The organism is Streptomyces fuscichromogenes (assembly GCF_014645815.1).
Classification (GTDB): Bacteria; Actinomycetota; Actinomycetes; order Streptomycetales; family Streptomycetaceae; genus Streptomyces; species Streptomyces fuscichromogenes.
Map to the genome: position 1 here is coordinate 140,811 of NZ_BMML01000006.1, position 25,877 is coordinate 166,687.

At 71.8% G+C, this 25,877-nt stretch carries 20 protein-coding genes; 4 read left to right on the top strand and 16 right to left on the bottom strand.

Features of this window, described 5'->3' with window-relative positions:
* Positions 1-101: 101 nt before the first annotated feature.
* The 7 genes from topA to bldG all read right to left on the bottom strand — a co-directional run bounded on the left by topA (position 102) and on the right by bldG (position 10,230).
* Positions 102-2,936, bottom strand: a complete 2,835-nt coding sequence (gene topA / locus IEZ11_RS14800; protein ID WP_189263192.1) for a type I DNA topoisomerase — start codon at positions 2,934-2,936, stop codon at positions 102-104.
* Positions 2,937-3,203: 267 nt separating this feature from the next.
* Positions 3,204-3,401, bottom strand: coding sequence for a hypothetical protein (locus tag IEZ11_RS14805; RefSeq protein ID WP_189263193.1), 198 nt, complete (start codon positions 3,399-3,401; stop codon positions 3,204-3,206).
* Positions 3,402-3,725: 324 nt separating this feature from the next.
* A complete protein-coding gene (locus IEZ11_RS14810; RefSeq protein WP_189263194.1) occupies positions 3,726-5,255 on the bottom strand; it encodes a DUF7059 domain-containing protein in 1,530 nt (509 codons plus the stop codon).
* 235 nt (positions 5,256-5,490) lie between these two features.
* A complete protein-coding gene (locus IEZ11_RS14815; RefSeq protein ID WP_189263195.1) occupies positions 5,491-6,177 on the bottom strand; it encodes a small secreted protein in 687 nt (228 codons plus the stop codon).
* 279 nt (positions 6,178-6,456) lie between these two features.
* Complete coding sequence (locus IEZ11_RS14820; RefSeq protein WP_189263196.1) at positions 6,457-8,865, bottom strand: sodium-translocating pyrophosphatase; 2,409 nt, start codon at positions 8,863-8,865, stop codon at positions 6,457-6,459.
* 348 nt (positions 8,866-9,213) lie between these two features.
* Positions 9,214-9,648 (bottom strand): ATP-binding protein, encoded by a 435-nt coding sequence (locus IEZ11_RS14825; protein ID WP_189263197.1) that lies wholly within the window; start codon positions 9,646-9,648, stop codon positions 9,214-9,216.
* A gap of 240 nt (positions 9,649-9,888) precedes the next feature.
* A complete protein-coding gene (gene bldG / locus IEZ11_RS14830) occupies positions 9,889-10,230 on the bottom strand; it encodes an anti-sigma factor antagonist BldG (protein ID WP_010986038.1) in 342 nt (113 codons plus the stop codon).
* Between the two features lie 79 nt (positions 10,231-10,309).
* Here bldG and sftH point away from each other — a divergent pair, with 79 nt between their 5' ends.
* Complete coding sequence (gene sftH, locus IEZ11_RS14835) at positions 10,310-12,760, top strand: DEAD/DEAH box helicase (RefSeq protein ID WP_189263198.1); 2,451 nt, start codon at positions 10,310-10,312, stop codon at positions 12,758-12,760.
* Positions 12,761-12,886: 126 nt separating this feature from the next.
* Here sftH and IEZ11_RS14840 read toward each other — a convergent pair whose 3' ends face one another.
* The 7 genes from IEZ11_RS14840 to ssd form a co-directional block, all read right to left on the bottom strand.
* On the bottom strand, positions 12,887-13,303 hold the full coding sequence (locus tag IEZ11_RS14840; RefSeq protein ID WP_189263465.1) for an Rv3654c family TadE-like protein: 417 nt from the start codon (positions 13,301-13,303) through the stop codon (positions 12,887-12,889).
* A gap of 29 nt (positions 13,304-13,332) precedes the next feature.
* A complete protein-coding gene (locus IEZ11_RS14845; RefSeq protein WP_229713020.1) occupies positions 13,333-13,647 on the bottom strand; it encodes a TadE family type IV pilus minor pilin in 315 nt (104 codons plus the stop codon).
* A gap of 28 nt (positions 13,648-13,675) precedes the next feature.
* Positions 13,676-13,864 (bottom strand): DUF4244 domain-containing protein, encoded by a 189-nt coding sequence (locus IEZ11_RS14850; RefSeq protein ID WP_189263200.1) that lies wholly within the window; start codon positions 13,862-13,864, stop codon positions 13,676-13,678.
* 103 nt (positions 13,865-13,967) lie between these two features.
* Positions 13,968-14,747, bottom strand: a complete 780-nt coding sequence (locus IEZ11_RS14855) for a type II secretion system F family protein (protein ID WP_189263201.1) — start codon at positions 14,745-14,747, stop codon at positions 13,968-13,970.
* Entirely contained in the window at positions 14,744-15,604 is an 861-nt protein-coding gene (locus IEZ11_RS14860) for a type II secretion system F family protein (RefSeq protein WP_229713021.1), read from the bottom strand. Before IEZ11_RS14860 ends, IEZ11_RS14855 begins: the two co-directional genes overlap by 4 nt.
* A gap of 64 nt (positions 15,605-15,668) precedes the next feature.
* Positions 15,669-16,847: a TadA family conjugal transfer-associated ATPase gene (locus IEZ11_RS14865; protein WP_189263203.1), complete on the bottom strand. Its 1,179-nt coding sequence runs from the start codon at positions 16,845-16,847 to the stop codon at positions 15,669-15,671.
* Positions 16,844-17,944 (bottom strand): septum site-determining protein Ssd, encoded by a 1,101-nt coding sequence (gene ssd, locus IEZ11_RS14870; protein WP_189263204.1) that lies wholly within the window; start codon positions 17,942-17,944, stop codon positions 16,844-16,846. Before ssd ends, IEZ11_RS14865 begins: the two co-directional genes overlap by 4 nt.
* A 583-nt stretch (positions 17,945-18,527) precedes the next feature.
* Between ssd and IEZ11_RS14875 the strand changes: the two genes are divergently transcribed.
* Positions 18,528-19,352 (top strand): HAD family hydrolase, encoded by an 825-nt coding sequence (locus tag IEZ11_RS14875; protein WP_189263205.1) that lies wholly within the window; start codon positions 18,528-18,530, stop codon positions 19,350-19,352.
* Between the two features lie 355 nt (positions 19,353-19,707).
* On the opposite strand, the gene IEZ11_RS14880 is transcribed toward IEZ11_RS14875, so the two are convergent.
* On the bottom strand, positions 19,708-20,532 hold the full coding sequence (locus tag IEZ11_RS14880; protein ID WP_189263206.1) for a Fic family protein: 825 nt from the start codon (positions 20,530-20,532) through the stop codon (positions 19,708-19,710).
* Positions 20,533-20,632: 100 nt separating this feature from the next.
* Between IEZ11_RS14880 and IEZ11_RS14885 the strand changes: the two genes are divergently transcribed.
* Positions 20,633-21,613: an ATP-binding protein gene (locus IEZ11_RS14885; RefSeq protein ID WP_189263207.1), complete on the top strand. Its 981-nt coding sequence runs from the start codon at positions 20,633-20,635 to the stop codon at positions 21,611-21,613.
* A 25-nt stretch (positions 21,614-21,638) separates the two neighbouring features.
* Here IEZ11_RS14885 and IEZ11_RS14890 read toward each other — a convergent pair whose 3' ends face one another.
* Positions 21,639-22,901, bottom strand: a complete 1,263-nt coding sequence (locus tag IEZ11_RS14890; RefSeq protein ID WP_189263208.1) for a polysaccharide deacetylase family protein — start codon at positions 22,899-22,901, stop codon at positions 21,639-21,641.
* A 338-nt stretch (positions 22,902-23,239) separates the two neighbouring features.
* Here IEZ11_RS14890 and IEZ11_RS14895 point away from each other — a divergent pair, with 338 nt between their 5' ends.
* Positions 23,240-25,591, top strand: coding sequence for a bifunctional SulP family inorganic anion transporter/carbonic anhydrase (locus IEZ11_RS14895; RefSeq protein ID WP_189263209.1), 2,352 nt, complete (start codon positions 23,240-23,242; stop codon positions 25,589-25,591).
* The last annotated feature ends 286 nt before the right edge of the window (positions 25,592-25,877 follow it).

The window sequence follows — 25,877 nt, forward strand, 5'->3', positions numbered from 1 at the left end:
CCCGACACCAAGTTGATGCCGGGGCGTGCACATTGCGAAGCCGATGTGAGGGCCGGGGGGCGTCTCGGCCCTCCCGGTCCCGCGCCCGGCTCGATCCGGGCTCAGTCCTCCGCGGTCGCCGTCCGGGAGGCCGTCGCCTTCTTGGCCGCCGTCTTCGCGGTGGTCGTCGTCTTCTTCGCGGTGGTCTTCTTGGCCGCCGTCTTCTTCGCCGGCGCGGCCTTCTTGGCGGCCGCGGTCTTCTTCGCGGGCGCCTTCTTCGCCGTCTTCTTGGCGGGCGCCTTGGACCGCTTCTCGGCGAGCAGCTCGTAGCCGCGCTCCGGGGTGATCTCCTCGACGCTGTCGCCGGAGCGCAGGGTCGCGTTGGTCTCCCCGTCGGTGACGTACGGCCCGAAGCGGCCGTCCTTCACCACGACCGGCTTCTCGCTGACCGGGTCGGTGCCCAGCTCCTTCAGCGGCGGCTTGGCGGCGGCCCGGCCGCGCTGCTTGGGCTGGGCGTAGATCGCCAGCGCCTCTTCGAGGGTGATCGTGAAGAGCTGGTCCTCGGAGGTGAGCGAACGCGAGTCCGTGCCCTTCTTCAGGTACGGCCCGTAGCGCCCGTTCTGCGCGGTGATCTCCTGGCCCTCGGCGTCGGCGCCGACGACCCGCGGCAGCGACATCAGCTTCAGCGCGTCCGCCAGGGTGACCGTGTCCAGGGACATGGTCTTGAAGAGCGAGGCGGTGCGCGGCTTGACCGCGTTCTTGCCGGTCTTCGGGGTGCCCTCGGGCAGCACCTCGGTGACGTACGGGCCGTAGCGGCCGTCACGGGCGATGATCTGGTGGCCGCTCTCCGGGTCGGCGCCCAGCTCGAAGTCGCCGCTCGGCTTGGCGAGCAGCTCCTCCGCGAGCTCGACGGACAGCTCGTCCGGTGCCAGGTCCTCGGGGACGTCCGCGCGCTGGTGGCCCTCGGAGTCCTTCTCGCCGCGCTCGATGTAGGGGCCGTAGCGGCCGACCCGGAGCACGATGTCATTGCCCACCGGGAACGACGACACCTCGCGCGCGTCGATCGCGCCCAGGTCGGTCACCAGCTCCTTGAGGCCGCCGAGGTGGTCCCCGTCGCCGTTGCCGGCGTCGGCCGCGCCGCCCGTGGCCGTGTCCTCGCCGCCCTCGCCGAAGTAGAAGCGCTTCAGCCACGGCACCGCCTGCGCCTGGCCGGCGGCGATGCGGTCGAGATCGTCCTCCATCCGGGCGGTGAAGTCGTAGTCGACCAGTCGGCCGAAGTGCTTCTCCAGGAGGTTGACCACGGCGAAGCTCAGGAAGGAGGGCACCAGGGCCGTCCCCTTCTTGAACACGTATCCCCGGTCGAGGATCGTGCCGATGATCGACGCGTACGTCGAGGGGCGGCCGATCTCGCGCTCTTCGAGCTCCTTGACCAGCGAGGCCTCGGTGTAGCGGGCCGGGGGCTTGGTGGCGTGCCCGTCGACCGTGATCTCCTCGGCGGACAGCGCATCGCCCTCGGCGACCTGGGGCAGCCGGCGCTCGCGGTCGTCCAGCTCGGCGTTCGGGTCGTCGGCACCCTCGACGTAGGCCTTCAGGAAGCCGTGGAAGGTGATCGTCTTGCCGGAGGCGCTGAACTCGACGTCGCGGCCGTCGGCGGCGGTGCCACCGATCTTGACGGTCACGCTGTTGCCGGTCGCGTCCTTCATCTGGGAGGCGACGGTCCGCTTCCAGATCAGCTCGTAGAGCTTGAACTGGTCGCCGGTGAGACCGGTCTCCGCGGGGGTGCGGAAACGATCACCGGAGGGGCGGATCGCCTCGTGCGCCTCCTGCGCGTTCTTGACCTTCGCGGCGTAGGTCCGCGGGGCCGAGGGCAGGTAGTCGGCGCCGTACAGCTGCGTGACCTGGGCGCGGGCGGCCGCGATCGCGGTGTCGCTCAGCGTCGTGGAGTCCGTACGCATGTACGTGATGTAGCCGTTCTCGTACAGCTTCTGGGCCACCTGCATGGTGGCCTTCGCACCGAAGCCGAGCTTGCGCGAGGCCTCCTGCTGGAGGGTCGTCGTACGGAACGGGGCGTACGGAGAGCGGCGGTACGGCTTGGACTCGACCGAGCGGACCGCGAACCGGGTGTTCTCCAGGGCGGCGGCCAGCGCGCGGGCGTTCGCCTCGTCGAGGTGGAGGATGTTCGCGCTCTTCAGCTGCCCGAGCGAGTCGAAGTCGCGGCCCTGGGCCACCCGCCGGCCGTCGACCGCCTGGAGGCGCGCGACCAGGGACGACGGGTCGCTCGGATCACCGGCCCGGCCTGTTCCGAAGGTGCCCGTCAGGTCCCAGTACTCGGCGGACCGGAACGCGATGCGCTCGCGTTCCCGCTCCACCACGAGCCGGGTCGCCACGGACTGGACACGGCCGGCCGACAGACGCGGCATGACCTTCTTCCACAGGACCGGCGAGACCTCGTAGCCGTAGAGGCGGTCGAGGATGCGGCGGGTCTCCTGGGCGTCGACGAGCTTCTGGTTGAGCTGGCGCGGGTTGGCGACGGCGGCCCGGATCGCGTCCTTGGTGATCTCGTGGAAGACCATCCGCTTGACGGGGATCTTCGGCTTGAGGACCTCCTGGAGGTGCCAGGCGATGGCCTCGCCCTCGCGGTCCTCATCGGTGGCGAGGAAGAGCTCGTCGGAGTCCTTCAGCAGGTCCTTGAGCTTCTTGACCTGGGCCTTCTTGTCGGCGTTGATCACATAGATGGGCTGGAAGTCGTGCTCGACGTCCACGCCGAGGCGCCGGACCTCGCCGGTGTACTGCTCGGGCACCTCCGCGGCGCCGTTGGGAAGGTCACGGATGTGCCCGACGCTCGCTTCGACGACGTATCCGGGGCCCAGATAGCCCTTGATCGTCTTCGCCTTGGCAGGCGACTCGACGATGACGAGTCGGCGGCCGCCCTGTGCGGTCTCGCTGGTCGGGGACAACTTCGCTCTTCTCTCCGGTCGACGCTGGGGCCTCCCCAGGCCTTGCTCCCGGGGTCGTGGCACGGGCACGGATGCCCGCTCACTTGGTGACGCTGCGGAGTGTGACGGTACATCCCGCCCCCGTGTCAAACGGGAAAAGCCCACAACGGCCACTCGAACGGTAACCCGACTACCGCCATTCCTGCCGCCCGGAGTCCCCGGTCGCTCTCCCGGCACCGTCCGGAGCGTGAGGCTCCGATCACCCGGGCCGCACCGTCGCGGACGGGCTCAGAGGCGGGTCAGGCAGTACGCCCCGAGTCCCAGCGAGATCATCGCGGCGAGGGTCGCGAGGGTCGCGGATGCGACCTGGCTCACACCCTGGGCGACGGATTCGCCGCGCCGGAGCCGGGTGCCGGTCCACACGAGCAGCGCGCCCCCGAACAGGGCGAACACCACCCCCGCGAAGATCGCCGGTCCGCTCTCCATGGCCCGCGCGCCCCTTCCCTGCCGCCTGCGACTGCCCAGCGCCCGGAGAATGGCACGCACGGGCGGCAGGCGGGAGGCCGGCGGGCGAAATCGAGGTGAACGAGCGGGCGCAACCTTCTCGAACATTCGATCGACGGACTAGCGGCAGTGCAGCGACGGACCGGTGCTGGACGGGCATGGGACGGGCATGGGACCGGATGGGAGCGGCATGGGACCGGCGCTGGACGGGCGTTGAACCGCAGGGCGAACGTTCCGGCCAGATTTTTCCGGCTCTTTCCCCTCCCGGCGTGTCCCAGGGACCCGCCGGGCACACCTTCCGGTCCGTCAGACCGCAGGCTCCAGGAACCCCTGCTCCACCAGCAGCCGGATCTGCGCGGGCGTCCGGTCGCGCAGCAGCACCGGGTCCTCACCCATCAGTTGCGCGATGGCGTCGAGAATCCGCCCCGCGCTCAGCGTGCCGTCGCACACCCCCGCGAACCCGGCGCCGACCGTGTCCACCTTGGTCGCGCGGCGCATCCCGCGGTGCTGGCGCAGCACCACGTGCTCCGGGTCCTCGGCGCCGGGCAGCCCGACCTGCTCCTGGACCACCTCGACGGCGAGCCGGAAGTGGCCCTCCAGGAGATCCGCGTCGTCGTGGGCACGGAGGTAGTCGAGCCGGTCGAAGTGCGCGCGGATCGTCTCGCCGAGCGGCTGTTCGATCGGATGCGGCCACTCCTCCACGGTGACCGAGGGCACGGCGGCACCCGTCCTCCGCAGCGTGATCCAGCCGAATCCCACCCCCTTCACCTTGCGCGCCTCGAACTCGTCGAGCCACACGTCGTACCGCGCCTGGTACTCCGCCGAGTCCCCGCGGTGGTCACCGGAGTCCCGGAGCCACAACTCGGCGTACTGGTTGACGTCCTGCACCTCGCGCTGCACGATCCACGCATCGCAGCCGCGCGGCACCCACGACCTGACCCTGTCCTGCCAGTCCTCCCCCGCGACGTGCTGCCAGTTGGCGAGGAACTGCGCGAACCCGCCCTCGCTCAGCCGCTCCCCGGCCTGTTGAACGAGCGAGCGGCACAGATCGTCCCCGCCCATCCCGCCGTCCCGGTACGTCAGCCGGGCGCCCGGCGAGATCACGAACGGCGGGTTGGAGACGATCAGGTCGAACGTCTCCCCGTCCTTGACCGGCTCGAACAGCGAGCCCTCGGACAGCTCGGCCGCCGGCGCGCCGGAGAGCGCCAGCGTGAGCGCCGTGATGTGCAGGGCGCGGGGGTTGACGTCGGTCGCCGTCACGCGTGTGGCGTGCTGGGCGGCGTGCAGCGCCTGGATCCCGGAGCCGGTGCCGAGGTCGAGGGCGGCCGCGACGGGCGTACGGACGGTGATGCCGGCGAGCGTCGTGGACGCGCCGCCGACCCCGAGGACCACACCCTCGTGCCGCTGCCCGATGCCGCCGGCGCCGCCGACCGCGCACCCGAGGTCGGACACGATGAACCAGTCCTCGCCGTCGGGCCCGCCGTACGGCCGTACGTCCACGGTGGCCGCGAACTCGTCGCCGCCCACCCGGGTCAGCCAGCCGCTGTCCACGAGGTCGTCGAGGGGCAGCACGCCGGCCACGCGCGCGTGCGGCACGGGCTGCTGGAGCAGGAACAGCCGGACGAGCGTCTCAAGGGGCGCGTCACCGCGGGTCGCCCGCAGCGCGGGCACCGTCTCGCTACGGGCCAGCGCCGCGTACGCGGGCGCGCCGAGCAGGTCGAGCAGCCCGTCGGCGGTGAAGGACGCGTCCAGCAGGGCGGCGCGCAGCCGGGCGGCGGCGTCGGGGCGGTCGGAGGCGGGCAGGGGGGCGAGGCCGGAGTCAGTCACGCCCTCCATTGTGGCCCGTGGCACCGCCCGACCGCGGACTCAGCACACGACTCCGGACCACGGAACCCGGGACCACCGGACTCGGGACCACCGGACTCGGGACCCGGCCCCGAACCACCGGGGCCCGGCACCCGGCCTCAGCGCGTGGCGCCGGCTCCGGCCCCCGGCCCCGGCCTTCGCCCTACCCCCGGCCCCGCCCCCGGCCCCGGAGGCTCGGCCTCGCAGGCCGGGGCAGTTCCTTGTCTCAGCCCGCGGTCGACGAGGAGGAGGATGCGGACGAGGACGCGGACGCCGACGAAGACGGCGTCGACCCCGACGCGGGGGTCGACACCCCGGTCGTCGCCGTCGCGGAGACCTTCTTGCAGCTGGCCTGTTCGGCGATCGCGTCCTTGACCTCGCCCTGTTCCAGGGCCTGCAGCGCCGCCGTGCCGCTCTTGCTCTGCGTCTCCAGCTGCGTCGTCTGGGAGGCGATGTCCTGCAGACCGGACGCGAACTTGGCCTGGTTCTTGGTGTCGAGCGCGTCGACCTTCTTCTTCAGGTCGGCATAGGAGGCGGAGAGGCTGTTGAGGGTCGTGACCACGTTCTGCTGGCGCTTGGCGCCCTCCTCCACCCCGGGGGGCGCGCCGGCACCGCTGATGGCGGAGGCGAGCGCCTTGTAGGCGTCGGACATGTCCTGGAAGGCCTGGGAGTCGGTCTTCTGGATGGTCGTGGGCGAGCTCGTGGTGTCCGAGACCGCCGTGGAGATCGCCTCGTTCGCCGCCTTGATCTTCGCGTCCTGCGCCGGCACCGCGTCGCACACGGTCTTGGCCCAGGCGATCAGCTTCGGGTCGGTGCCCTTGTTGCTGCTGCACCCGGACAGCGCCACCACCAGTACCGCGCCGCCGGACAGTGCGGCCGCGAGCTTCTTGTTCACCGGATCGGTCCCTTCCATGGCTCTCGGCCCCCGGAATCTACACGGCGGACGGACAGCACCCTCATGGAAGCACCCATTAAGTTCACTTTTGGGCAATTTTGCACCAAGGGAGAGAAGGCTCACGACGAGACGACGCGCACATTCCCGCCCCCGAGCCCACTCCCGCGCACGACCGACGGCGAGCGCCCCGGCACGCGAAACGGGCGGACGGCGTGTCAGCACACGCCATCCGCCCGCTCGTTGACCGGTCCCCCCTCGCGAGGCTCGCGAGGGCCCCGGTGGGCGTCGTAAGACCGCCTACGAAACCACCGCGGGATCGGCCGGCTTGGCCACCCGTTCGGCGCTGTCCTCGTCGTCGCCGACGGCGATGCCGCGCCGCTTGGAGACGTAGACCGAGCCGACGATCACGATCAGCGCGAGGACCGCGATCGTGATCCGGACGCCGACGCTCTTGTCATGGCCGTAGGAGAACTTGATCACCGCGGGTGCGATGAGCAGGGAGACCAGGTTCATGACCTTGAGCAGCGGGTTGATCGCGGGTCCCGCGGTGTCCTTGAAGGGGTCGCCGACCGTGTCGCCGATCACCGTGGCGGCGTGGGCCTCGCTGCCCTTGCCGCCGTGGTGGCCGTCCTCGACCAGCTTCTTGGCGTTGTCCCAGGCACCACCGGAGTTGGCCAGGAACACCGCCATCAGGGTGCCGGCGCCGATCGCGCCCGCGAGGTAGGAGCCGAGCGCTCCGACACCGAGTGTGAACCCGATGAAGATGGGCGCCATCACGGCGAGCAGTCCCGGCGTGGCCAGCTCGCGCAGGGCGTCCTTGGTGCAGATGTCGACGACCTTGCCGTACTCGGGCGTCTCCGTGTAGTCCATGATCCCGGGGTGCTCGCGGAACTGCCGCCGCACCTCGAAGACCACCGAACCCGCCGACCGCGACACGGCGTTGATGGCGAGTCCGGAGAAGAGGAAGACGACCGCCGCGCCGGCGATCAGGCCGACCAGGTTGTTGGGCTGCGAGATGTCCATGGACAGGGTCAACGGGGCGCCCGTACCGCTGAGTTTCGCGCCCACGTCCTGCACGTTCGTGGTGATCGCGTCCCGGTACGACCCGAAGAGCGCCGACGCCGCGAGGACGGCGGTGGCGATGGCGATGCCCTTGGTGATGGCCTTGGTGGTGTTGCCGACGGCGTCCAGGTTGGTGAGCACCTGCGCGCCCGCGCCCTCGACGTCCCCGGACATCTCGGCGATGCCCTGGGCGTTGTCGGAGACCGGCCCGAAGGTGTCCATGGCGACGATGACGCCGACCGTGGTGAGCAGGCCGGTGCCGGCCAGCGCCACCGCGAACAGCGCGAGCATGATCGACGTACCGCCGAGCAGGAAGGCGCCGTAGACGCCGAGGCCGATCAGCAGAGCGGTGTAGACGGCCGATTCCAGGCCGATCGAGATACCGGCGAGGACCACGGTGGCCGGGCCGGTCAGCGAGGTCTTGCCGATGTCCATGACCGGACGCCGGTTGGTCTCGGTGAAGTAGCCGGTCAGCTGCTGGATGACGGCCGCGAGCAGGATGCCGATGGCGACCGCGACGAGCGCGAGGATCCGCGGGTCGCCGTCCTTGGCCCGGATGGCCGCGTCGGAGATGCCGTGCAGGTCCGCGTAGTTCCCGGGCAGGTAGACGAAGACCGCGATCGCGACGAGCACGAGCGAGATCACCGCGGAGATGAAGAAGCCGCGGTTGATGGCGCTCATGCCGCTGCGGTCGCTGCGGCGCGGGGCGACCGCGAAGATGCCGATCATCGCGGTGAGCACGCCGATGGCCGGCACCAGAAGCGGGAAGGCCAGTCCGGAGTCGCCGAAGGCGGCCTTGCCGAGGATCAGCGCGGCGACCAGGGTCACGGCGTACGACTCGAAGAGGTCGGCCGCCATGCCCGCGCAGTCGCCGACGTTGTCGCCCACGTTGTCCGCGATGGTCGCGGCATTGCGCGGGTCGTCCTCCGGAATGCCCTGTTCGACCTTGCCGACCAGGTCGGCGCCGACGTCGGCGGCCTTGGTGAAGATGCCGCCGCCGACTCGCATGAACATGGCGATCAGGGCGGCTCCGAGGCCGAAGCCTTCGAGCACCTTCGGCGCGTCGGCCGCGTACACCAGCACCACACAGGAGGCGCCGAGCAGGCCGAGCCCCACCGTGAACATGCCGACGACGCCGCCCGTGCGGAAAGCGATCTTCATGGCTTTGTGCGAGACGGCGGTGAGATCCTTTTCTGGTTCACCCGCCGCCGGAGTGGCTTCCCTGGCGGCAGCGGCGACGCGCACATTGCTGCGTACGGCGAGCCACATGCCGATATAACCGGTGGTCGCCGAGAAGACCGCGCCGATCAAGAAGAAGATCGACCGGCCGGCGCGCTGATTCCAGTCGTCCGCGGGCAGCAGCAGGAGCAGGAAGAACACCACGACGGCGAATGCGCCGAGGGTGCGCAACTGTCGGCCCAGATAGGCGTTCGCGCCTTCCTGGACCGCCGCCGCGATCTTCTTCATGCTGTCGGTGCCCTCGCCCGCCGCGAGTACCTGGCGCACCAGGATCCAGGCGACCACGAGCGCGGCCAGCGCGACGACGGCGATGACCGCCACCAGGGCCCGATTGTCGTCGGTCAGGACCGCGGCTGCGAAGGTTGTGGGGTGGCCCAACTGATGAGGGGTAGAAAGCCCCGCCATTCGTCCTCCTTGACGCTTGGACTGAGCTCAAGATGTGGACGGATTGTAGGTACCCGCGAGTGATCTAAACAGGGGACGGTAAACGGAATTGGCCTTCTCGTGCTCTTCAGCAAATGATCGAGGTCGCATCGACGAACCCGAAAGCGGTAATGCTCCAAAAGCATTGACGGCGGCGTTTACTTGATCGAATTATCGCCTGATTGATCGTGAATGAATTCACTAAATCCATCGCACGAGATCACTGTACGACCGGCGCGTGGTTGACGCGGCCATGCGGACAGGCGGAAACGCCGAAGGGCCCCACCCGGTGGGGCCCTTCGGAGACGGACGGTGTGACCGGTATCACTCTCAGGTGAGCGCGACTCCGGGCGGGGTCGTCGGCCAGGTCATGCGGATCAGCCCGCCGTGCTCCCCTGCGGTGACCTCCACGTCGTCGACGAGGCCGCTGATGACCGCGAGGCCCATCTCGTCCTCCTCGGCGTCCACGTCGAGCTCCGCCGCGCCGCCGGACGTCCGGTCACCGGGAACGGAACGGGGTGCCTCGTCGCCGACCTCGATGGAGAACTGCTTCTCCTCCTCGATCAGCGCCACCCGCACCGGCTCGGCGATACCGGCGACCTGATGCAGGCCCACGGCACGGGAACACGCCTCGCCGACGGCCAGCCGGACCTCGTCCAGGACGGCCTCGTCCACTCCGGCCCTGCGCGCCACCGCCGCCGCCACCAGTCGGGCGGTACGGACGTGCTCGGGCAGCGCGCTGAAGCGGAGTTCAACGGTGGCCATGCGTCCCCCTCGGAACTACGGGCGTGCGGTAGGGGGCCGGGCCGCCGAAGAACCCGGACCCCCGATGGATTGCGTCCGCCGCGGGCACCGCGGTCCGTGAGCGGCTGGCGGCACGGGCACGCGGGCCCGTAGACGGGCGGGGGTGACACGGGTGTCCGTACGGCGCGTACGGGCCCGTGCCGAGGGCCGGCCGGACGGCACGGACCGATGGGCGGTCCGGGTCCGTCGGCCGGCCCGGGGTCAGTCGGTGGCCGCCACCGCTTCCTCGACCGAGGTGTGGATCGGGAACACCTTGGTGAGGCCGGTGATACGGAAGATCTTCAGAATGCGCTCCTGGTTGCAGACCAGGCGCAGTGAGCCCTCATGGGCACGCACCCGCTTCAGGCCGCCGACCAGTACGCCGAGCCCGGTGGAGTCGAGGAAGTCCACGCCCTCCATGTCGACGACGAGGTGGAAATTCCCGTCGTTCACCAGCTCGACCAGCTGCTCGCGCAGCTTGGGCGCGGTATATACGTCGATTTCGCCACCGACCTCGACGACCGTACGATCGCCGACTGTACGGGTCGACAGGGACAGGTCCACGGATCCTCCAGCACCTTGCTATCGAGCGGTCGTCCCTCGGGACTCGGCCTGCGGCCCCCGGGACGGTTCGCCAGCCGCGATGGCATTCAATCACTTACCGGCAGGCGTGCACGACGCCTTGGCCCCATTGTCCGTCACGCCGGTGACACACTCGGTCCCGATGGCCATAAATCACCGATCCGATCGACCGCCGGTTTCGGCCGTGTCCGGGTTCTCTCCGGGCACGGTCCTGGACCGGCTCGCCTCCGGGCCGAGCCGGGCTTCGCGCATCACTCATACGGAGCACTTGCCCCCGCGGGCGGGTCGGCATGCCGTCTGGCCTGACCGGATTCGTTCGGAGGTCGTCGCGGCCGTACAGGAGTGCGGCATCGAGCACCCCTGGGAGCACCAGGCGCTGGCCGCCGAGCACGCCCTGGACGGCGACTCGGTGGTGGTCGCCACCGGCACCGCCTCCGGCAAGTCGCTGGCGTATCTCGTGCCGGTCCTGTCCACCCTGCTGGACGGCTCCGAGGCCGCCAACGGCCGCGGCGCCACCGCCCTCTACCTGGCCCCCACCAAGGCGCTGGCGGCCGACCAGTGCCGTTCCGTGAAGGAACTTTCACAACCTCTGGGCCACGCAGTACGCCCGGCGGTGTACGACGGCGACACCCCGTACGAGGAACGCGAGTGGATCCGGCAGTACGCCAACTACGTGCTGACCAACCCGGACATGCTGCACCGCGGGATCCTGCCCGGACATGCCCGCTGGTCCTCCTTCCTGAAGTCGCTGAAGTACGTCGTCGTCGACGAGTGCCACACCTACCGGGGCGTCTTCGGCTCGCACGTCGCCCAGGTGCTGCGCCGGCTGCGCCGCCTGTGCGCCCGCTACGACGCCTCCCCGGTCTTCCTGCTGGCCTCCGCCACCGCCGCCGAGCCGGCCCTCGCCGCCGGGCGGCTGACCGGCCTGCCGGTCGTGGAGATCGCCGACGACGCCTCCCCGCGCGGCGAACTGGTCTTCGCCCTCTGGGAGCCGCCGCTGACCGAGCTGCACGGCGAGAAGGGCGCCCCCGTCCGCCGTACCGCCACCGCCGAGACCGCCGACCTGCTGACCGACCTCGCCGTGCAGGGCGTGCGCTCGGTCGCCTTCGTGCGCTCCAGACGCGGCGCGGAGCTGATCTCCGTCATCGCCCAGGAACGGCTGGCCGAGGTCGACCGCTCCCTCGCCCGGCGTGTCGCGGCCTATCGCGGCGGCTACCTCCCCGAGGAGCGGCGGGCCCTGGAACGCGCGCTGCACTCCGGGGAGCTCCTCGGACTTGCCGCCACAACGGCCCTGGAGCTGGGTGTGGACGTCTCCGGGCTGGACGCCGTACTGATCGCCGGGTACCCCGGTACGAGGGCCTCTGTGTGGCAGCAGGCGGGTCGCGCGGGGCGGGCCGGGCAGGGTGCCCTCGCCGTCCTGGTCGCCCGCGACGACCCGCTGGACACCTTCCTCGTCCATCATCCCGAGGCCCTGTTCGACCAACCGGTCGAATCCACCGTCCTCGACCCCGACAACCCGTACGTCCTCGCCCCGCACCTGTGCGCCGCCGCGGCCGAGATCCCCCTCACCGACGACGACCTCGACCTGTTCGGCCCCGCCTGCAAGGAGCTGCTGCCGCAGCTGGAGGCCGCGAAGCTGCTGCGCCGCCGGACGAAGGCCTGGCACTGGACCCGGCGGGAGCGGGCCGCCGAGCTGACCGACATCCGCGGCGAGGGCGGCCGCCCGGTGCAGGTCGTCGAGGCGGGCACGGGGCGCCTGCTGGGCACGGTGGACGCGAGTGCCGCCCACTCCACGGTCCACGAGGGCGCGGTCCACCTCCACCAGGGCCGCACCTACCTCGTGCGCTCCCTCGACCTGGAGGACTCGGTGGCCCTGGTCGAGCAGGCCGACCCGCCGTACTCCACGGTCGCCCGCGACACCACGGCCATCTCCGTCCTGGAGACGGACACCGAGGTCCCCTGGGGCGACGGCCGCCTCTGCTACGGCTCCGTCGAGGTCACCAACCAGGTGGTCTCCTTCCTGCGCCGCCGGCTCATCACCGGCGAGGTCCTGGGCGAGACGAAACTCGACCTCCCTCCTCGTACGCTGCGCACCCGCGCGGTGTGGTGGACCGTCACCGAGGACCAGCTCGACGAGGCCCGGATCAACCCGGAGATCCTCGGCGGCGCCCTGCACGCCGCCGAACACGCCTCCATCGGCCTGCTCCCGCTCTTCGCGACCTGCGACCGCTGGGACATCGGCGGCGTGTCGATCCCGCTGCACCCCGACACGCTCCTGCCGACCGTCTTCGTCTACGACGGCCACCCCGGCGGCGCGGGCTTCGCGGAGCGCGCCTTCCACACCGCCCGCACCTGGCTGACGGCGACGCTGGAGGCGATCGCCGTGTGCGAGTGCGACGCCGGGTGTCCGTCGTGCATCCAGTCCCCCAAGTGCGGGAACGGGAACGAGCCGTTGCACAAGCGAGGGGCGGTGCGGCTGCTCACGGTGCTGTTGAGGGGGGCGCCGGGGTAGGGGTGGGCGGTTGCGTCGGTGCGGGCCGGTGGGGGCTGGTCGCGCCCACGCGGCGGAGCCGCAGATGTCACAGCCCCGCGCGCCTTTGGGGCGCGGTGTCAGGGGCGCGGTGTCAGGGGCGCGGTGTCAGGGGCGCGGTGCAGCGGGGCCGGCTCTGGCTCGAACCTCTGCCGCGAACGGCCCCTTGCCCGAGACCGCCGAGACGTCCGAGACGTCACCGACGATCACGCACCTCGTCAGCCGCGTGGCCTGTGCCCGTGCCACCCGGTCGGCTCGGGCGCAGGCCGCCGCAGTCCCCTCGGCCCAGTGGTCCGCCGCCGCGAGAGCTGCCAAGTCGGCACCACCGGCCGCTCGATGCCGGACAACTACGGCTTGCCCGAGGCCGAGTACCACCCCGAACACCACACACAGCACGGCGATCGCACCGACACTCCAAACAGTGGCCGAGCCTCGATCACGTTCCTCGCTGCGACGCGCCGCGCAGGGGCGCGGGGCTGTGCCATCTGCGGCTCCGCCGCGTGGGCGCGACCAGCCCCCACGCACCCGCGGCCGAACGACCACCGCCCGCCCCCTCACGGCCCCTCCGCCAAGGCGACCGCCGACTCCCGCACCTCGAACGGCAACACGCCCAGCACCGGCGGCCTCGCCACCACCGTCACCCGCACCTCGTCGCCCTCCCGGCCGACCGTCACCGTCGCCCCGGCCGGCGCCACCTCCTTCGTCATCGCGACCACCGCGTCCTCGGCGTCCTGCCGTGCCGCGGCCCGCGCCCCGGTACGGGCGGCGTCCACGCACCGGATCTGGGCGGCCACCACGAGCAGCCCCCACACCAGCGCCATCGTGAACGCCACCAGCACCGGCAGCACCACGGCCGCCTCCGCCGTCACGAACCCCCGGTCCGCCCCGCGCCACCGCTCACACCCCCGCACTGAGGGCTCGTTTCACGATGTCCTGGAGCTCCGCGCTGACCTGTCCGCTCGTCACGACCGCGTAGAGGACCGCCGCGAACCCGACGGCGGCGATGATCCCCATCGCGTACTCGGACGTGACCATTCCTGCGTCCCGGCGCACCAGCTTCCGCATCTTCCGCCCCATCAGGTACATCTCGACTCCCTCGAACTCGCTTGAAACTGGTTGAAACTTCTTGAACTAGCCCGGATCGGCGCCGACTTCGGTCGTCGTCGGCTGCTTCGTCGTCACATGTCCTTCAGCCACCGCCCCCGCGCAGCACCCCGCCCGCGAGTCCGATCACCACAGGAAGCACGCCCACCGCGATGAACGCGGGCAGGAAGCACAGCCCCACCGGGGCCGAGATCAGCACCGCCGCCCGGCGCGCCCGCGCGGTCGCGCTTCTCGCCCACTCGGCGCGGGCGTCCGAGGCGAGCCGGGCGACAGGCACGGCCGCAGGCAGCCCGGACTCGTCCGCGCGCTCCAGCAGCCGGGCCAGGGCGGCGGCCCCCGGCAGCCCGGCCAACCGCCGCCAGGCAACCGCCGGTTCTCCACCCAGCCGGACTTCCGCCGCACCACGCGCCAGCCCTTGCCCGACAGGTCCGCCGAGGGCCTCTCCGACGGCCTGGGCGGCGACCACCGGACCGGCACCGGCAGCGATGCAGGCCGCCAGGAGGTCGGCGGCGAGCGGGAGTTGGCGGGCGGCCTCGGCCGCCTCCGCCACGGCTGCCCGGTCGCCGTCGTCCACCCGGCTCCGCCACCGCCACAGCCCCGCCGCGACACCCAGCCCCAGCAGTCCCCCGGCGACCCCGCCGACCAGCACCCAGCCGCCGCACGCCGCACCGGCGACCGGCAGCCACCTGCGGACGGCACCGCCGACGTCGGAGTGCCTCTCCGCCCGCTCCAGGCCGAGCAGTTCGGCCAGTCTCCGCCGGGCCCAGCGCCGACGCCTGGCCCTCTCCAGCCACCATGCCGACCAGCCCAGGGCCGCCAGCGCCGCGGCCGTCGCCCCCAGCCTGTGGACGACCTCGGCGCTCATGCCCCCTCAGCTCCCCGCACGATCCGGGTCGCCCACCACATCCCGGCACCCTCGAACACCGTTCCGACGAGCAGGCAGCCCAGTCCGGCACCGGTGTGCAGCAGCACCCGGAGCGGGTCGGCGCCCATGGCCGAGCCGAGCAGGAGGCCGAGGGCGGGCAGGGCGGCGAGCATCACCGCGGTGGCCCGCGCGCCCGACAACTGGGCTCGCAGGTCGGCACGCTGGTCCCGTTCCGCGCGCAGGGCGGCGTCCAGGCGGTCGAGACCGGCCGCGAGTCCGGCGCCCTGGTCGACGGCCACCCGCCAGCAGGCCGCGAGCCCCGACAGGCCGTCGGCGCCCGGCTGCCGCGCCGCGACCGCCAGCGCGCCCGGCACGTCCCCGCCGAAGCGTGCCGCCGCGACCACGCCCGGCCGGGCCTCGCCGAGCCCACCGGAGTCCCGTGCGGCCCGCAACAGCGCCTCGCCCGGCTGCCGTCCCGCGCGCACCTCGCCGGCGAGCGCACCGCACAGCGCGATCACCGCGTCGGCACGCGCCTGCCGGGTCCGCCGGGCCTGTCGGGCGAGCCGCACCCGGCGCAGCACCGGCACCCCGGCGGCCCCCGCGAGGACCGGAAGGAGCGAGGCGGCGAGCAGCGCGAGCGTGACACCGGCGACCAGAGCCCACCACTCGCACCGCCAACGGCCGCGCAGCCGCCGTAGCTCCCCCAGCGCCTGCTCCCAGGAGGGCGGCCCGGTGGCCACCACCCCGCCACCGGCGAGCAGCAGCCGGGTCCGCCGTACCTCACGCTGTCGCTCGGCCAGCAGCCAGGCCATGACCCCACCGCACACCACGGCCGCACCGACCGTCGTCTCACCCATCACACATGCCCCTTTCAACTCAGCCATCACTGACATCACTTCGGAAACCCACAGCTCACCGGCGTCACTCCGGGGCTGCTCCTCCGAGCAGCTCCCGCAGCCGCTCCCATCCCCGTTCCCGGGCGAAGGCCGCCGTGTCCCAGCGCAGCGCCGGTACCGTCCGCACCAGCCCGGCGGGGTCCCGCTCCAGGACATGCACCTCGGCGATCCGTCGCCGGCCCGCGGGGTCCCGTACGAGGTGCAGCACCACCGACAGCGCGGCCGCCAGCTGGCTGTGCAGGGCGGCCCGGTCGAGCCCGGCGGCCGTGCCGAGGGCCTCCAGCCGGGCCGGTACGTCCGCGGCCGCGTTGGCGTGCACGGTGCCGCAGCCGCCCTCGTGGCCGGTGTTGAGCGCGGCCAGCAGGTGGACCACCTCGGGCCCGCGGACCTCGCCGACGACGAGCCGGTCGGGCCGCATCCGCAGGGCCTGCCGGACCAGGTCCTCCAGGGTGACGAGGCCGGCGCCCTCCTGGTTGGCGGGTCTGGTCTCCAGCCGTACGACATGCGGGTGTTCGGGCCTGAGTTCCGCGGAGTCCTCGGCGAGCACGATCCGCTCCCCCGGTCCGACCAGGCCGAGGAGCGCGCTCAGCAGGGTCGTCTTGCCCGTGCCGGTGCCACCGCTGACCAGGAAGGAGAGCCGGGCCGCGACGAGCGCCCGCAGGATCCGGTCGCCGCCCGGGGGGACCGTCCCGGCCGCGACCAGTTCGCCGAGCGTGAAGGCACGGGGCCGGGCCACGCGCAGGGACAGGCAGGTGCAGCCGATGGCCACCGGGGGCAGGACCGCGTGCAGGCGGGTGCCGTCGGGCAGCCGGGCGTCCGCCCAGGGACGTGCGTCGTCCAGGCGCCGGCCGGCCACCGCGGCCAGCCGCTGCGCAAGGCGTCGTACGGCCGCCGGGTCCGGGAAGGCGACCCGGGTGAGTTCCAGGCCGCCGCCGCGGTCCACCCAGACCCGGTCCGGGGCGGTCACCAGGACGTCGGTGACCGTGGGGTCGGCGAGGAGGGGTTCCAGGGGGCCGCTGCCGACGAGTTCGGAGCGCAGTCGCTCGGCCGCGCCGAGAACCTCGGCGTCACCGAGGACCCGCCCCTGGGCGCGCAGGGCCTGTGCCACCCGCGCGGGTGTCGGTTCGGCGCCGCTCTCGGCGAGCCAGCGCCGTACCCCGTCGAGCAGGGCGGGGCCGTCCGCGCCCGCGGTGCCGGGCCTCATACGGCGCCACCCGCCTCGACCAGCGTGCGCTCCCAGAAGCCCTTGCAGAAGCGGGCCAGCGGTCCACGTGCGACGGCACCCGGCGGTTTCCGGTGCGGACGGGACAGACCGGGTTCGGCGGGTACTTCGCCGGCCAGCGGCAGGCCGAGCAGCCGGGCCACCTCGCGGTCGTCAAGACCGGGCGCGTACGGCCCCCGTACCGCCACCCGGAGATCGCGCACGACCATGCCGACGGTGGCCGCGACCCGTCCGGCCGCCGCGATGGCGCGGAGCTCGGCGGGGACCACCAGGACCGCGAGGTCGAGCTGGGTGAGGACCTCGGCGACCTCGTCGTCCAGGCGGCGCGGCAGGTCGACGACGACCGTGCCGCCGCGCCGCCGGGCGGCCGCGAGCACCGCGCGGACGGCGGGCGGCGGGATCGCCACGCAGTCGCCGCGGTCCCAGCTGAGGATCCGCAGCGAGTGCAGCTCGGGCAGCGACTCCTCCAGGGCGCCGCTGCCCAGCCGGCCGCGCGAGGCGGCGAAGGCGGGCCAGCGCAGGCCCTCGGCCGTCTCACCGCCGAGGAGTACGTCGATTCCGCCACCCAGCGGATCCGCGTCCACCAGCAGGGTGCGCAGCCCCTCCCGCGCGGAGGTGACGGCGAGCGCGCAGGCCAGCGTGGAGGCGCCGGCCCCGCCCCGGCCGCCGATGACGCCGACGGTGAGGGCCGGGCGGCCCACGCCCTCGACGACGTCGGCGATCCGGTCCACGAGCCACTGCTCTCCGTCGGGGAGCATCAGGACGTGGTCCGCGCCGATCTCCACGGCCCGTTTCCACACGTCGGGGTCGTCCTGGTCGAGGCCGACCAGCACCACGCCGCGGCGGCGTGCGGCCCCGCGCACCCGCCGCGCTGCGTCGTCACCGACCAGGACGAGCGGGGCGGACTCCCAGCCGCCGCCACGATCCGGAGGACGGTGGTGGACCTCCGGTTTGGCGCCGGCCGCCGCGCACAGGCGCAACAGGTCGTCGAGGAGTTCGGCGTCCTCGGTGACGATCATCGGGCGTCCGGGCCGTCCCGCGGCGGCGGACGGCGGGTCCTGGGTGACAGTTCCGGCCATGTGAGCTTCCCCCTTGGCTGTGTTCTCGCGCATGGCCCCTGCGGCCACGCGATTCCCAAACGGGTGGAGAACCGGCAAGCGGCCTCCATATGCACGGCCGGCAGAAACCGGCCATTGGCGCCCGACAAACGGAACCGGCCATGAACTCGCCGCCGCCGGAGCGCGCTGGAATCACGGTGCAACGAACCCGGAAATCGTGTGGATCTTGGTCGAAAACTGTGGACGACCCGACGGCTGTGAATATCGCCGTCACCCCTACCGGTGAGGCCCGTTCCGGGCCCCGCGAGACTTCCACAGCGCAGCGCCGCGACTACCCAACGTGACGGATCATGGGCATACGAAAAGGGCGGCCGAAGCCGCCCGATCAAGGCCTCACGGCCTACGAGAGAGAGGAAAAACCCATCCGGACATGCGACGACCCCCACCGGGGGGGAGAGTGGGGGTCGTCTCCACGGCCGACTCGGGGGGGGAGGAGCCGGACCGGGTTAGCACGGTCGCGAACGATCCGTGACTTCCATGGTGTACCCGAGAGCCCTCTCAGGCAAACCCACGCGCCCCACCTTACGCCGAATGGTGGGCGCCTATGCTCGGGGGCGTGGAAAACCACTCCCTGCCCCGCGCAGCAGCCTTCTTTGACCTGGACAAGACGGTCATTGCGAAGTCGAGCACGCTCACCTTCAGCAAGTCGTTCTACCAAGGCGGTCTGATCAACCGCAGGGCGGCGCTGCGCAACGCGTACTCCCAGTTCGTGTTCCTGCTCGGCGGTATGGACCACGACCAGATGGAGCGCACCCGCGCGTACCTGTCGGGTCTCGTCCGTGGCTGGAATGTCCAGCAGGTCAAGGAGATCGTCGCCGAGACCCTGCACGACCTGATCGACCCGATCATCTACGACGAGGCCGCCTCCCTCATCGAGGAGCACCACCAGGCCGGCCGGGACGTCGTCATCGTCTCCACCTCGGGCGCCGAGGTGGTCGAACCGATCGGCGAACTCCTGGGCGCCGACCGGGTGGTGGCCACCCGCATGGTCGTCGGCGACGACGGCTGCTACACCGGCGAGGTGGAGTACTACGCGTACGGCCCGACCAAGGCCGAGGCCGTGCGGGAGCTGGCCGCGTCCGAGGGGTACGACCTGGACCGCTGCTACGCCTACAGCGACTCGGCGACCGACGTGCCGATGCTCCAGGCCGTCGGGCATCCGCACGCCGTGAACCCGGACCGCGCGCTGCGCCGCGAGGCCCTGGCCCGCGGCTGGCCGATCCTGGACTTCCACCGGCCGGTACGGCTCAAGCAGCGCATCTCCGCACCGCCGCGCCCGGCCCTGGTCGCCGCGGCGGCCATAGGAGCGGCGGCGGCCACCGCGGGCCTGGTCTGGTACGCGAGCCGGCGCCGGAGCACGGTCGCCTGAACAGACGCCCGTTTAGCGGGTCTTTGAACCTAAAAGTAAAGAACTGTAGGCAGGACTTCCGCTTGCTCCGGGCTTGCAGTACAAAGGGGTTAGCGGCCCGCGAGACCAAAGGACATCCGAGAGGATCACCTTTAAAACGCATTTGGCCCCACGGACCGAGCATGGACACTGGGCACCCACGCGACGTCGACCCGTCGATTACGGGCCAGCCGCACCAGGTGACGGGCAAAGCACCCGACCTGATGGGCAACATATCGAGGACGCTTGGTAACCCGGTGAGCATGCCAGCGGCGGTACGAGGACTCGTACCGCCGCAACCCTTTTCCGCCGCTCCACGCGGCCTTCCGGACGGGCGCTACGCCGCGCCGCGCTGCAGCGCCTCGCACACCGCCGTCGACTCGCGCACACCTAGCTCCACCGCGCGCCCGCAGTGCGCGATCCAGGCCGCCATCCCTTCCGGGGTACCGGAGACATAACCGTCCAGGGCCGCCAGGTAGGAGGCCCGGCCCAGTTCGGCATGGCCGACCTCGGCAGGGCAGATCGCCTTGGGGTCGAGGCCGCTGCCGATCAGCACGATCCGCTCGGCCGCGCGCGCGACCAGCCCGTTGCACGAGGTGAAGGGCCGCAGCGCGAGCAGTTCGCCGTGCACCACCGCGGCCGTCACCAGCGCGGGTGCCTCACCCCCCGCGACGATCAGCTCGGAGAGCCCCTCCAGGCGTCCCGACACCTCGTCGGCGCCCGGCAGCTCCAGTTCCACCAGCGGCTCGTCGACGCCCTCGCCGGCCCGGCGCGGCCTGCCGACCTCGTCGGCCCCCGTCGCCGCCGCCACCAGGTGCAGCCGGGCCAGCACCCGCAGCGGCGACTGCCGCCAGATGGAGAGCAGCTGGCCCGCCTCCGCGGTCAGCCGCAGGGCCGCGCCCACCACGCGCGCATCGTCGTCCACACCGAAGTCGGAGCGCCGCCGCACCTCCTCCAGCGCCCAGTCGGCACCGGACAGCGCGGCACTGCCCCGGGCGGCGCGCAGCGCGGCCTCCGAGGTGACGGCGTTGCTGCGGCGCCGCATGACCCGGTGCCCGTAGACCCGGTCCACGGCCTTGCGCACGGACTCCACGGACTCGGGCACCCCGGGCAGCTCGCCCAGCGCCGCGAGCGGATCGGCGGTCGCACCTGTCGTACTCATGAGTACGACAGTACGCACCCCGCCCCGGGACTCCACGAAGGAGTGGTCTTCTTCACTTCACATGACACGCAAAGCAATCACCCGACTACTCTTCGTGAACATGAAAATTGCTTTCGTCGGAAAGGGCGGCAGCGGCAAGACCACGCTCTCCTCCCTGTTCATCCGGCATCTCGCGGCCGGCGGCGCGCCGGTCGTCGCCGTCGACGCCGACATCAACCAGCACCTGGGCCCCGCGCTCGGCCTCGACGAGAGGGAGGCGGAGGCGCTGCCCGCGATGGGCGAGCGGCTCTCCCTGATCAAGGACCACCTGCGCGGCCACAACCCGCGCATCACCTCCGCCGCGACGATGATCAAGACCACTCCGCCCGGCGCGGGTTCGCGGCTGGTCCGGGTGCGGGAGCCCAATCCGGTGTACGACGCCTGTGCGCGGCCGGTGGAACTCGACGGCGGCGCGGTCCGTTTGATGGTCACCGGCCCCTTCACGGACGCCGACCTGGGGGTGTCCTGCTACCACTCCAAGACGGGAGCGGTGGAGCTGTTCCTGAACCACCTCGTCGACGGCCCCGACGAGTACGTCGTGGTCGACATGACGGCGGGCTCGGACTCCTTCGCCTCCGGCATGTTCACCCGCTTCGACATCACGTTCCTGGTCGCCGAGCCGACCCGGAAGGGGGTCTCCGTCTACCGCCAGTACAAGGAGTACGCCCGGGACTTCGGCGTCGCGCTGAAGGTCGTCGGCAACAAGGTGCAGGGGCCGGAGGACATCGACTTCCTGCATTCGGAGGTCGGGGACGACCTGCTGGTCACGTTCGGCCACTCGGACTGGGTGCGCGCCATGGAGAAGGGCCGCCCGCCGCGGTTCGAGCTCCTGGAGGACCCCAACTCCCGCGCCCTGGGCGCCCTCAAGGAGGCCACGGACGCGACGTACGAGCTGCGGGACTGGGAGCGCTACACCCGGCAGATGGTCCACTTCCACCTGAAGAACGCCCTGTCCTGGGGCAACGAGCGCACCGGGGCCGACCTGGCGTCGCAGATCGACCCCGGCTTCGTGCTCGGCGAGGAGGTGGCCGCCCCCGCCTGACGGGCGGCCGGCCCCGGCTCCGCGCCTACTGCTTGACCGCCGGCGCCCCGGGCACCCCCTTCGGCGCCGGGGCGGGACGGCCGGACAGGAAGGACTCCCAGCCCGGCCGCGGGGCCTCGCCCACGTTCAGGGTGCGCAGCTTCGCCAGGACCTGCGGGTCCTGGGCGTCCAGCCAGTCGGCCAGCTGGTGGAAGGAGACACAGCGCACGTCGGGCTTGTTGCAGACGTTCCCGATGACCTCGTCGAGCGCACGCATGTAGGTGCCGCCGTTCCAGGACTCGAAGTGGTTGCCGATGACCAGGGGTGCGCGGTTGCCGTTGTAGGCCCGGTTGAAGCCCTGGAGCAGCCCGTCGCGCATCTGGTCGCCCCAGTAGTCGTACTTGTCGGGGTCACCCTGGGTCGACGTGCCGGACTGGTTGACCATGAAGTTGTAGTCCATGGTCAACTGCTCGTAGTTGTGGCCGGGGAAGGGGACGAGCTGCATGGACAGGTCCCACAGGCCTTCCCTTTTCTTGGGCCAGACCTGGTCGTTGACGCCGCTGGTGTCGTAGCGGAAGCCCAGCTGGCTCGCCGCCTTCACGAAGTTCTTCTGTCCCTCCAGGCAGGGGGTGCGGGCGCCGATGAGCTCCTTGTCGTAGTCGAAGGGCAGCGGTGCGGCGTTCTTTCTGCCGGTGTTGGTCTTCCAGGTCTTCACGAACTGCTTGGCCTGGGCGATCTCGCTCTTCCACTCGGCCACCGACCACTCGCCGACCCCGCCGTCGGGGCCGCAGAAGTGCCCGTTGAAGTGGGTGCCGATCTCGTTGCCCTCCAGCCAGGCCAGCCGTACCTGCTTGACGGTGTCGGCGATGCCCTGCTCGTCGTTGAAGCCGATCTCGGAGCTGCCGGGCGAGTGCTGGGGCGGCCGGTAGAGGTCACGCTTCTCGTCCGGCAGCATGTAGACGCCGCTGAGGAAGTACGTCATGGTCGCGTTGTTCTCCTTGGCGACCTTGCGGAAGTGCGAGAACAGTTTCTGGCTGTCCTCGCCCGCGCCGTCCCATGAGAACACCACGAACTGCGGGGGCTTCTCACCTGCCTTGAGCCGCTCGGGCCGGGGCAGATGCGGCTGCGCCCCGGTGTAGGCGGTGGACCCGTCACCGATCAGACGGACCACACTCTGGGGCGCCGGTGCTCCTTTCCGCGGCCCGGACGCCCCTTGTTCGGAGTTGGTACCGGTCGCGCAACCGGCGACCGACGCGGCACAGGCCGCGGCGGCCACGGCGCCGACCGCAATCCTCTGGGTGGCGGCCAATTCCGCCCACCTTCTTCCTTCTCTCGGCGAACGCCGGTGACGGCGTTTTATGGCGATGTGCCGGGTATCTGCCGACAGCGCGGCCAAGGTCGCATAGGACCGAGAGAGGGATTAATACGACAAGCCGATGAACTGCTCACTTCACCCATGAGGGTGAAGAGGTACCCCATTTGCGAAGAAAATCCATGCTTGACCTTTACTCTGCATTACGATTCGTTTACCGATTGTTGATCCATCCCGCCACTGCACGCCGCGACCCACGGCCGCGACCGAGCCCCAGCCCTCGATCGAAAGGACCCCCAGACCCGCGACCGCGCTGCCCCGGAGGAGACGGGAACATGTCATCAGCTTGCGTACCCACCCACCCCGAGAGCCTCGGCCTGGCCCGAGCCACAACTTCCCGGGCCGTCAACGGCGCCGACCGGCCGCCGCACCCGCCCAGGGCCCCGCACCGCCGCCGCCCCGTCGCCGGCGCCGACCTGTCCGCGTCCGTCGCGGTGTTCCTGATCGCCCTGCCGCTCTCCCTCGGCATCGCCCTCGCCACCGGCGCCCCGCTCCAGGCCGGCCTGGTGGCGGCGGCCGTCGGCGGGCTGGTCGCCGGGCGGCTCGGCGGCTGCCCGCTCCAGGTCAGCGGTCCGGCCGCCGGACTCACCGTGGTCACCGCCGACCTGATCCACCGGTACGGCTGGCGGGCCACCTGCGGCATCACCGTCCTCGCCGGACTGGCCCAACTGGGCCTGGGCTGCCTGCGCGTGGCCCGCACCGCGCTCGCCGTCAGCCCGGCCGTGGTGCACGGCATGCTCGCCGGCATCGGCATCACCATCGCGGTCGCCCAGCTGCACATCGTCCTCGGCGGCACCCCGCAGAGCTCGGTCCTCGCCAACGTCCGGGCACTGCCCGCCCAGTTGGCCCACCTGCACCCGGCCGCCGTGACGATGAGCGCACTGACCCTGGCCCTGCTGCTGGGCTGGCCCCGGATCCCGGGCAGAGCGGGCCGCCTGCTGCGCACGGTCCCGGCCGCCCTGGTCGCCGTCGCCGGTGCCACCGCGACCGCCTCGCTCACCGGGCTCGCCCTGCCCCGGGTCGACCTGCCGTCCTGGAGCAGCCATGCCCTGGCCGGGCTGCCCGAGGGGCCGGTGCTCGGGCTCGTCGCCGCCGTGCTCACCACCACGCTGGTGTGCAGCGTGCAGTCACTGCTGGGCGCGGTCGCCGTCGACAAGCTGGTGGCCGGCCGCACCGGCCCCCAGTCCCGCCTCGGCCGCGCCGACCTGGACCGGGAACTGCTCGGTCAGGGCGCGGCCAACATCGTGTCGGGGGCGCTCGGCGGGCTGCCGGTCGCAGGGGTGGCGGTACGGAGTTCGGCGAATGTGCGATCCGGTGCCGTGAGCCGGAACTCCACGATGCTGCACGGCGTTTTCGTAGTGTTCGCCGCGCTGCTGATGGTCCCGGTCCTGGATCTCATCCCGCTCGCCTCGCTCGCCGCCCTGGTGATGGCCGTCGGCATCCAGATGGTGTCCCTGCACCACATCCGCGCGGTGACCCGCCACCGCGAAGTGCTGGTGTACGCCGTCACCACGCTCGGGGTGGTCCTCCTCGGCGTCCTGGAGGGGGTGGTCCTCGGGGTCGCCGTGGCCGTCGCCCTCGCCCTGCACCGCCTCGCCCGCACCCGCATCACCCATGAGGAGAAGGAAGGAGTCCATCACGTACACGTACGAGGACAGCTGACGTTCCTCGCGGTGCCCCGGCTCAGCAGAGTCCTGCATCTCGTGCCCCAGGATGCCCACGCCGTCGTGGAGTTGGACGGTTCGTTCATGGACCACGCGGCGTACGAGTCACTGCGGGACTGGCGCAGGGCCCACACCGCGCAGGGCGGCTCCGCCGAACTGACCGGCTGCCGCGCGGGCGTCCGCGAACCGGAGTACGGCCACAGACCGGAGCGCGGTCCCCGTCCCGGGCCTCGCGCAGGTCACGGCTTCGGGCGTCGGCTCGGGAGATCGGCCGGGGCCGGTCATGAACTCGCCCGGGGGATCAGCGCGTTCCAGCGCGACACCGCGCCCCTGGTCCGGGAGGAACTGGCCCGGCTGGCGCGCGAGGGGCAGCGGCCGTCGCAGCTCTTCCTCACCTGTGCCGACTCCCGGCTCGTCACCTCGATGATCACCTCCAGTGGCCCGGGTGACCTGTTCGTGGTCCGCAACGTGGGCAACCTGGTCCCTCTTCCGGGTGAGGAGAACGGGGACGACTCGGTGGCGGCCGCGATCGAGTACGCGGTGGACGTGCTGAAGGTGCGGTCCATCACGGTGTGCGGGCACTCCGGTTGCGGGGCGATGCAGGCACTGCTCGGCTCCGGGACCGGGGGTGCGGCGACCCCGCTCGGGCGGTGGCTGCGGCACGGGCTGCCGAGCCTGGCGCGGCTGGCCGACGAGGGCCCTGCGGGGGTCCGGCTGGCCGGGCGGGCGCAGGCGGACACGGTGGAGCGGCTGTGCCTGACCAACGTGGTCCAGCAGTTGGAGCATCTGCGGGCGCACGACTCGGTGGCACGGGCGCTGGCGGCGGGTGAGCTGGAGCTGCACGGGATGTACTTCCAGGTGAGCGAGGCGCAGGCGTATCTGCTGAGCGGGGGCGGTGCGGGCGCAGAGGAAGGGGTGTTCCAGGGGGTGCCCGGCGCGGAGGAGCTGTCCAGCCCGGCCTGACAGAAAGGGCGACCGGGCCCACGGGAGCCCCATGAGCCGGTGCCGTACGGGCCGGTGCCGTACGGGCCGGTGCCGTACCGGCCCGCGTTGTACCGGCCCGCGTTGTACCGGCCCGCGTTGTACCGGCCTGCGCCGGCCGACCCGGTGGCCACGGTGCACGCAGCGCCGGCAGGCCCAGTACACCCGACCGCGACACACCCCGCCCCACCGTGCCCCGCCGCACCGCTGCTGCGCCACCCCGTCGCCCGCGCCCCGCGCCCCGCGCCCCGATAGGTCTAAACCAATT

Bases quoted from the DNA above. Each gene is read 5' to 3' on its own strand.
- IEZ11_RS14820 (WP_189263196.1), bottom strand. From the start codon at position 8,865: ATGGCGGGGCTTTCTACCCCTCATCAGTTGGGCCACCCCACAACCTTC.
- IEZ11_RS14875 (WP_189263205.1), top strand. From the start codon at position 18,528: ATGCTCGGGGGCGTGGAAAACCACTCCCTGCCCCGCGCAGCAGCCTTC.
- ssd (WP_189263204.1), bottom strand. From the start codon at position 17,944: ATGGCCGGAACTGTCACCCAGGACCCGCCGTCCGCCGCCGCGGGACGG.
- IEZ11_RS14860 (WP_229713021.1), bottom strand. From the start codon at position 15,604: ATGGGTGAGACGACGGTCGGTGCGGCCGTGGTGTGCGGTGGGGTCATG.
- IEZ11_RS14805 (WP_189263193.1), bottom strand. From the start codon at position 3,401: ATGGAGAGCGGACCGGCGATCTTCGCGGGGGTGGTGTTCGCCCTGTTC.
- IEZ11_RS14865 (WP_189263203.1), bottom strand. From the start codon at position 16,847: ATGAGGCCCGGCACCGCGGGCGCGGACGGCCCCGCCCTGCTCGACGGG.
- IEZ11_RS14850 (WP_189263200.1), bottom strand. From the start codon at position 13,864: ATGTACCTGATGGGGCGGAAGATGCGGAAGCTGGTGCGCCGGGACGCA.
- IEZ11_RS14895 (WP_189263209.1), top strand. From the start codon at position 23,240: ATGTCATCAGCTTGCGTACCCACCCACCCCGAGAGCCTCGGCCTGGCC.
- IEZ11_RS14880 (WP_189263206.1), bottom strand. From the start codon at position 20,532: ATGAGTACGACAGGTGCGACCGCCGATCCGCTCGCGGCGCTGGGCGAG.
- IEZ11_RS14810 (WP_189263194.1), bottom strand. From the start codon at position 5,255: ATGGAGGGCGTGACTGACTCCGGCCTCGCCCCCCTGCCCGCCTCCGAC.
- IEZ11_RS14815 (WP_189263195.1), bottom strand. From the start codon at position 6,177: ATGGAAGGGACCGATCCGGTGAACAAGAAGCTCGCGGCCGCACTGTCC.
- IEZ11_RS14825 (WP_189263197.1), bottom strand. From the start codon at position 9,648: ATGGCCACCGTTGAACTCCGCTTCAGCGCGCTGCCCGAGCACGTCCGT.
- IEZ11_RS14885 (WP_189263207.1), top strand. From the start codon at position 20,633: ATGAAAATTGCTTTCGTCGGAAAGGGCGGCAGCGGCAAGACCACGCTC.
- IEZ11_RS14855 (WP_189263201.1), bottom strand. From the start codon at position 14,747: ATGAGCGCCGAGGTCGTCCACAGGCTGGGGGCGACGGCCGCGGCGCTG.
- sftH (WP_189263198.1), top strand. From the start codon at position 10,310: ATGGCATTCAATCACTTACCGGCAGGCGTGCACGACGCCTTGGCCCCA.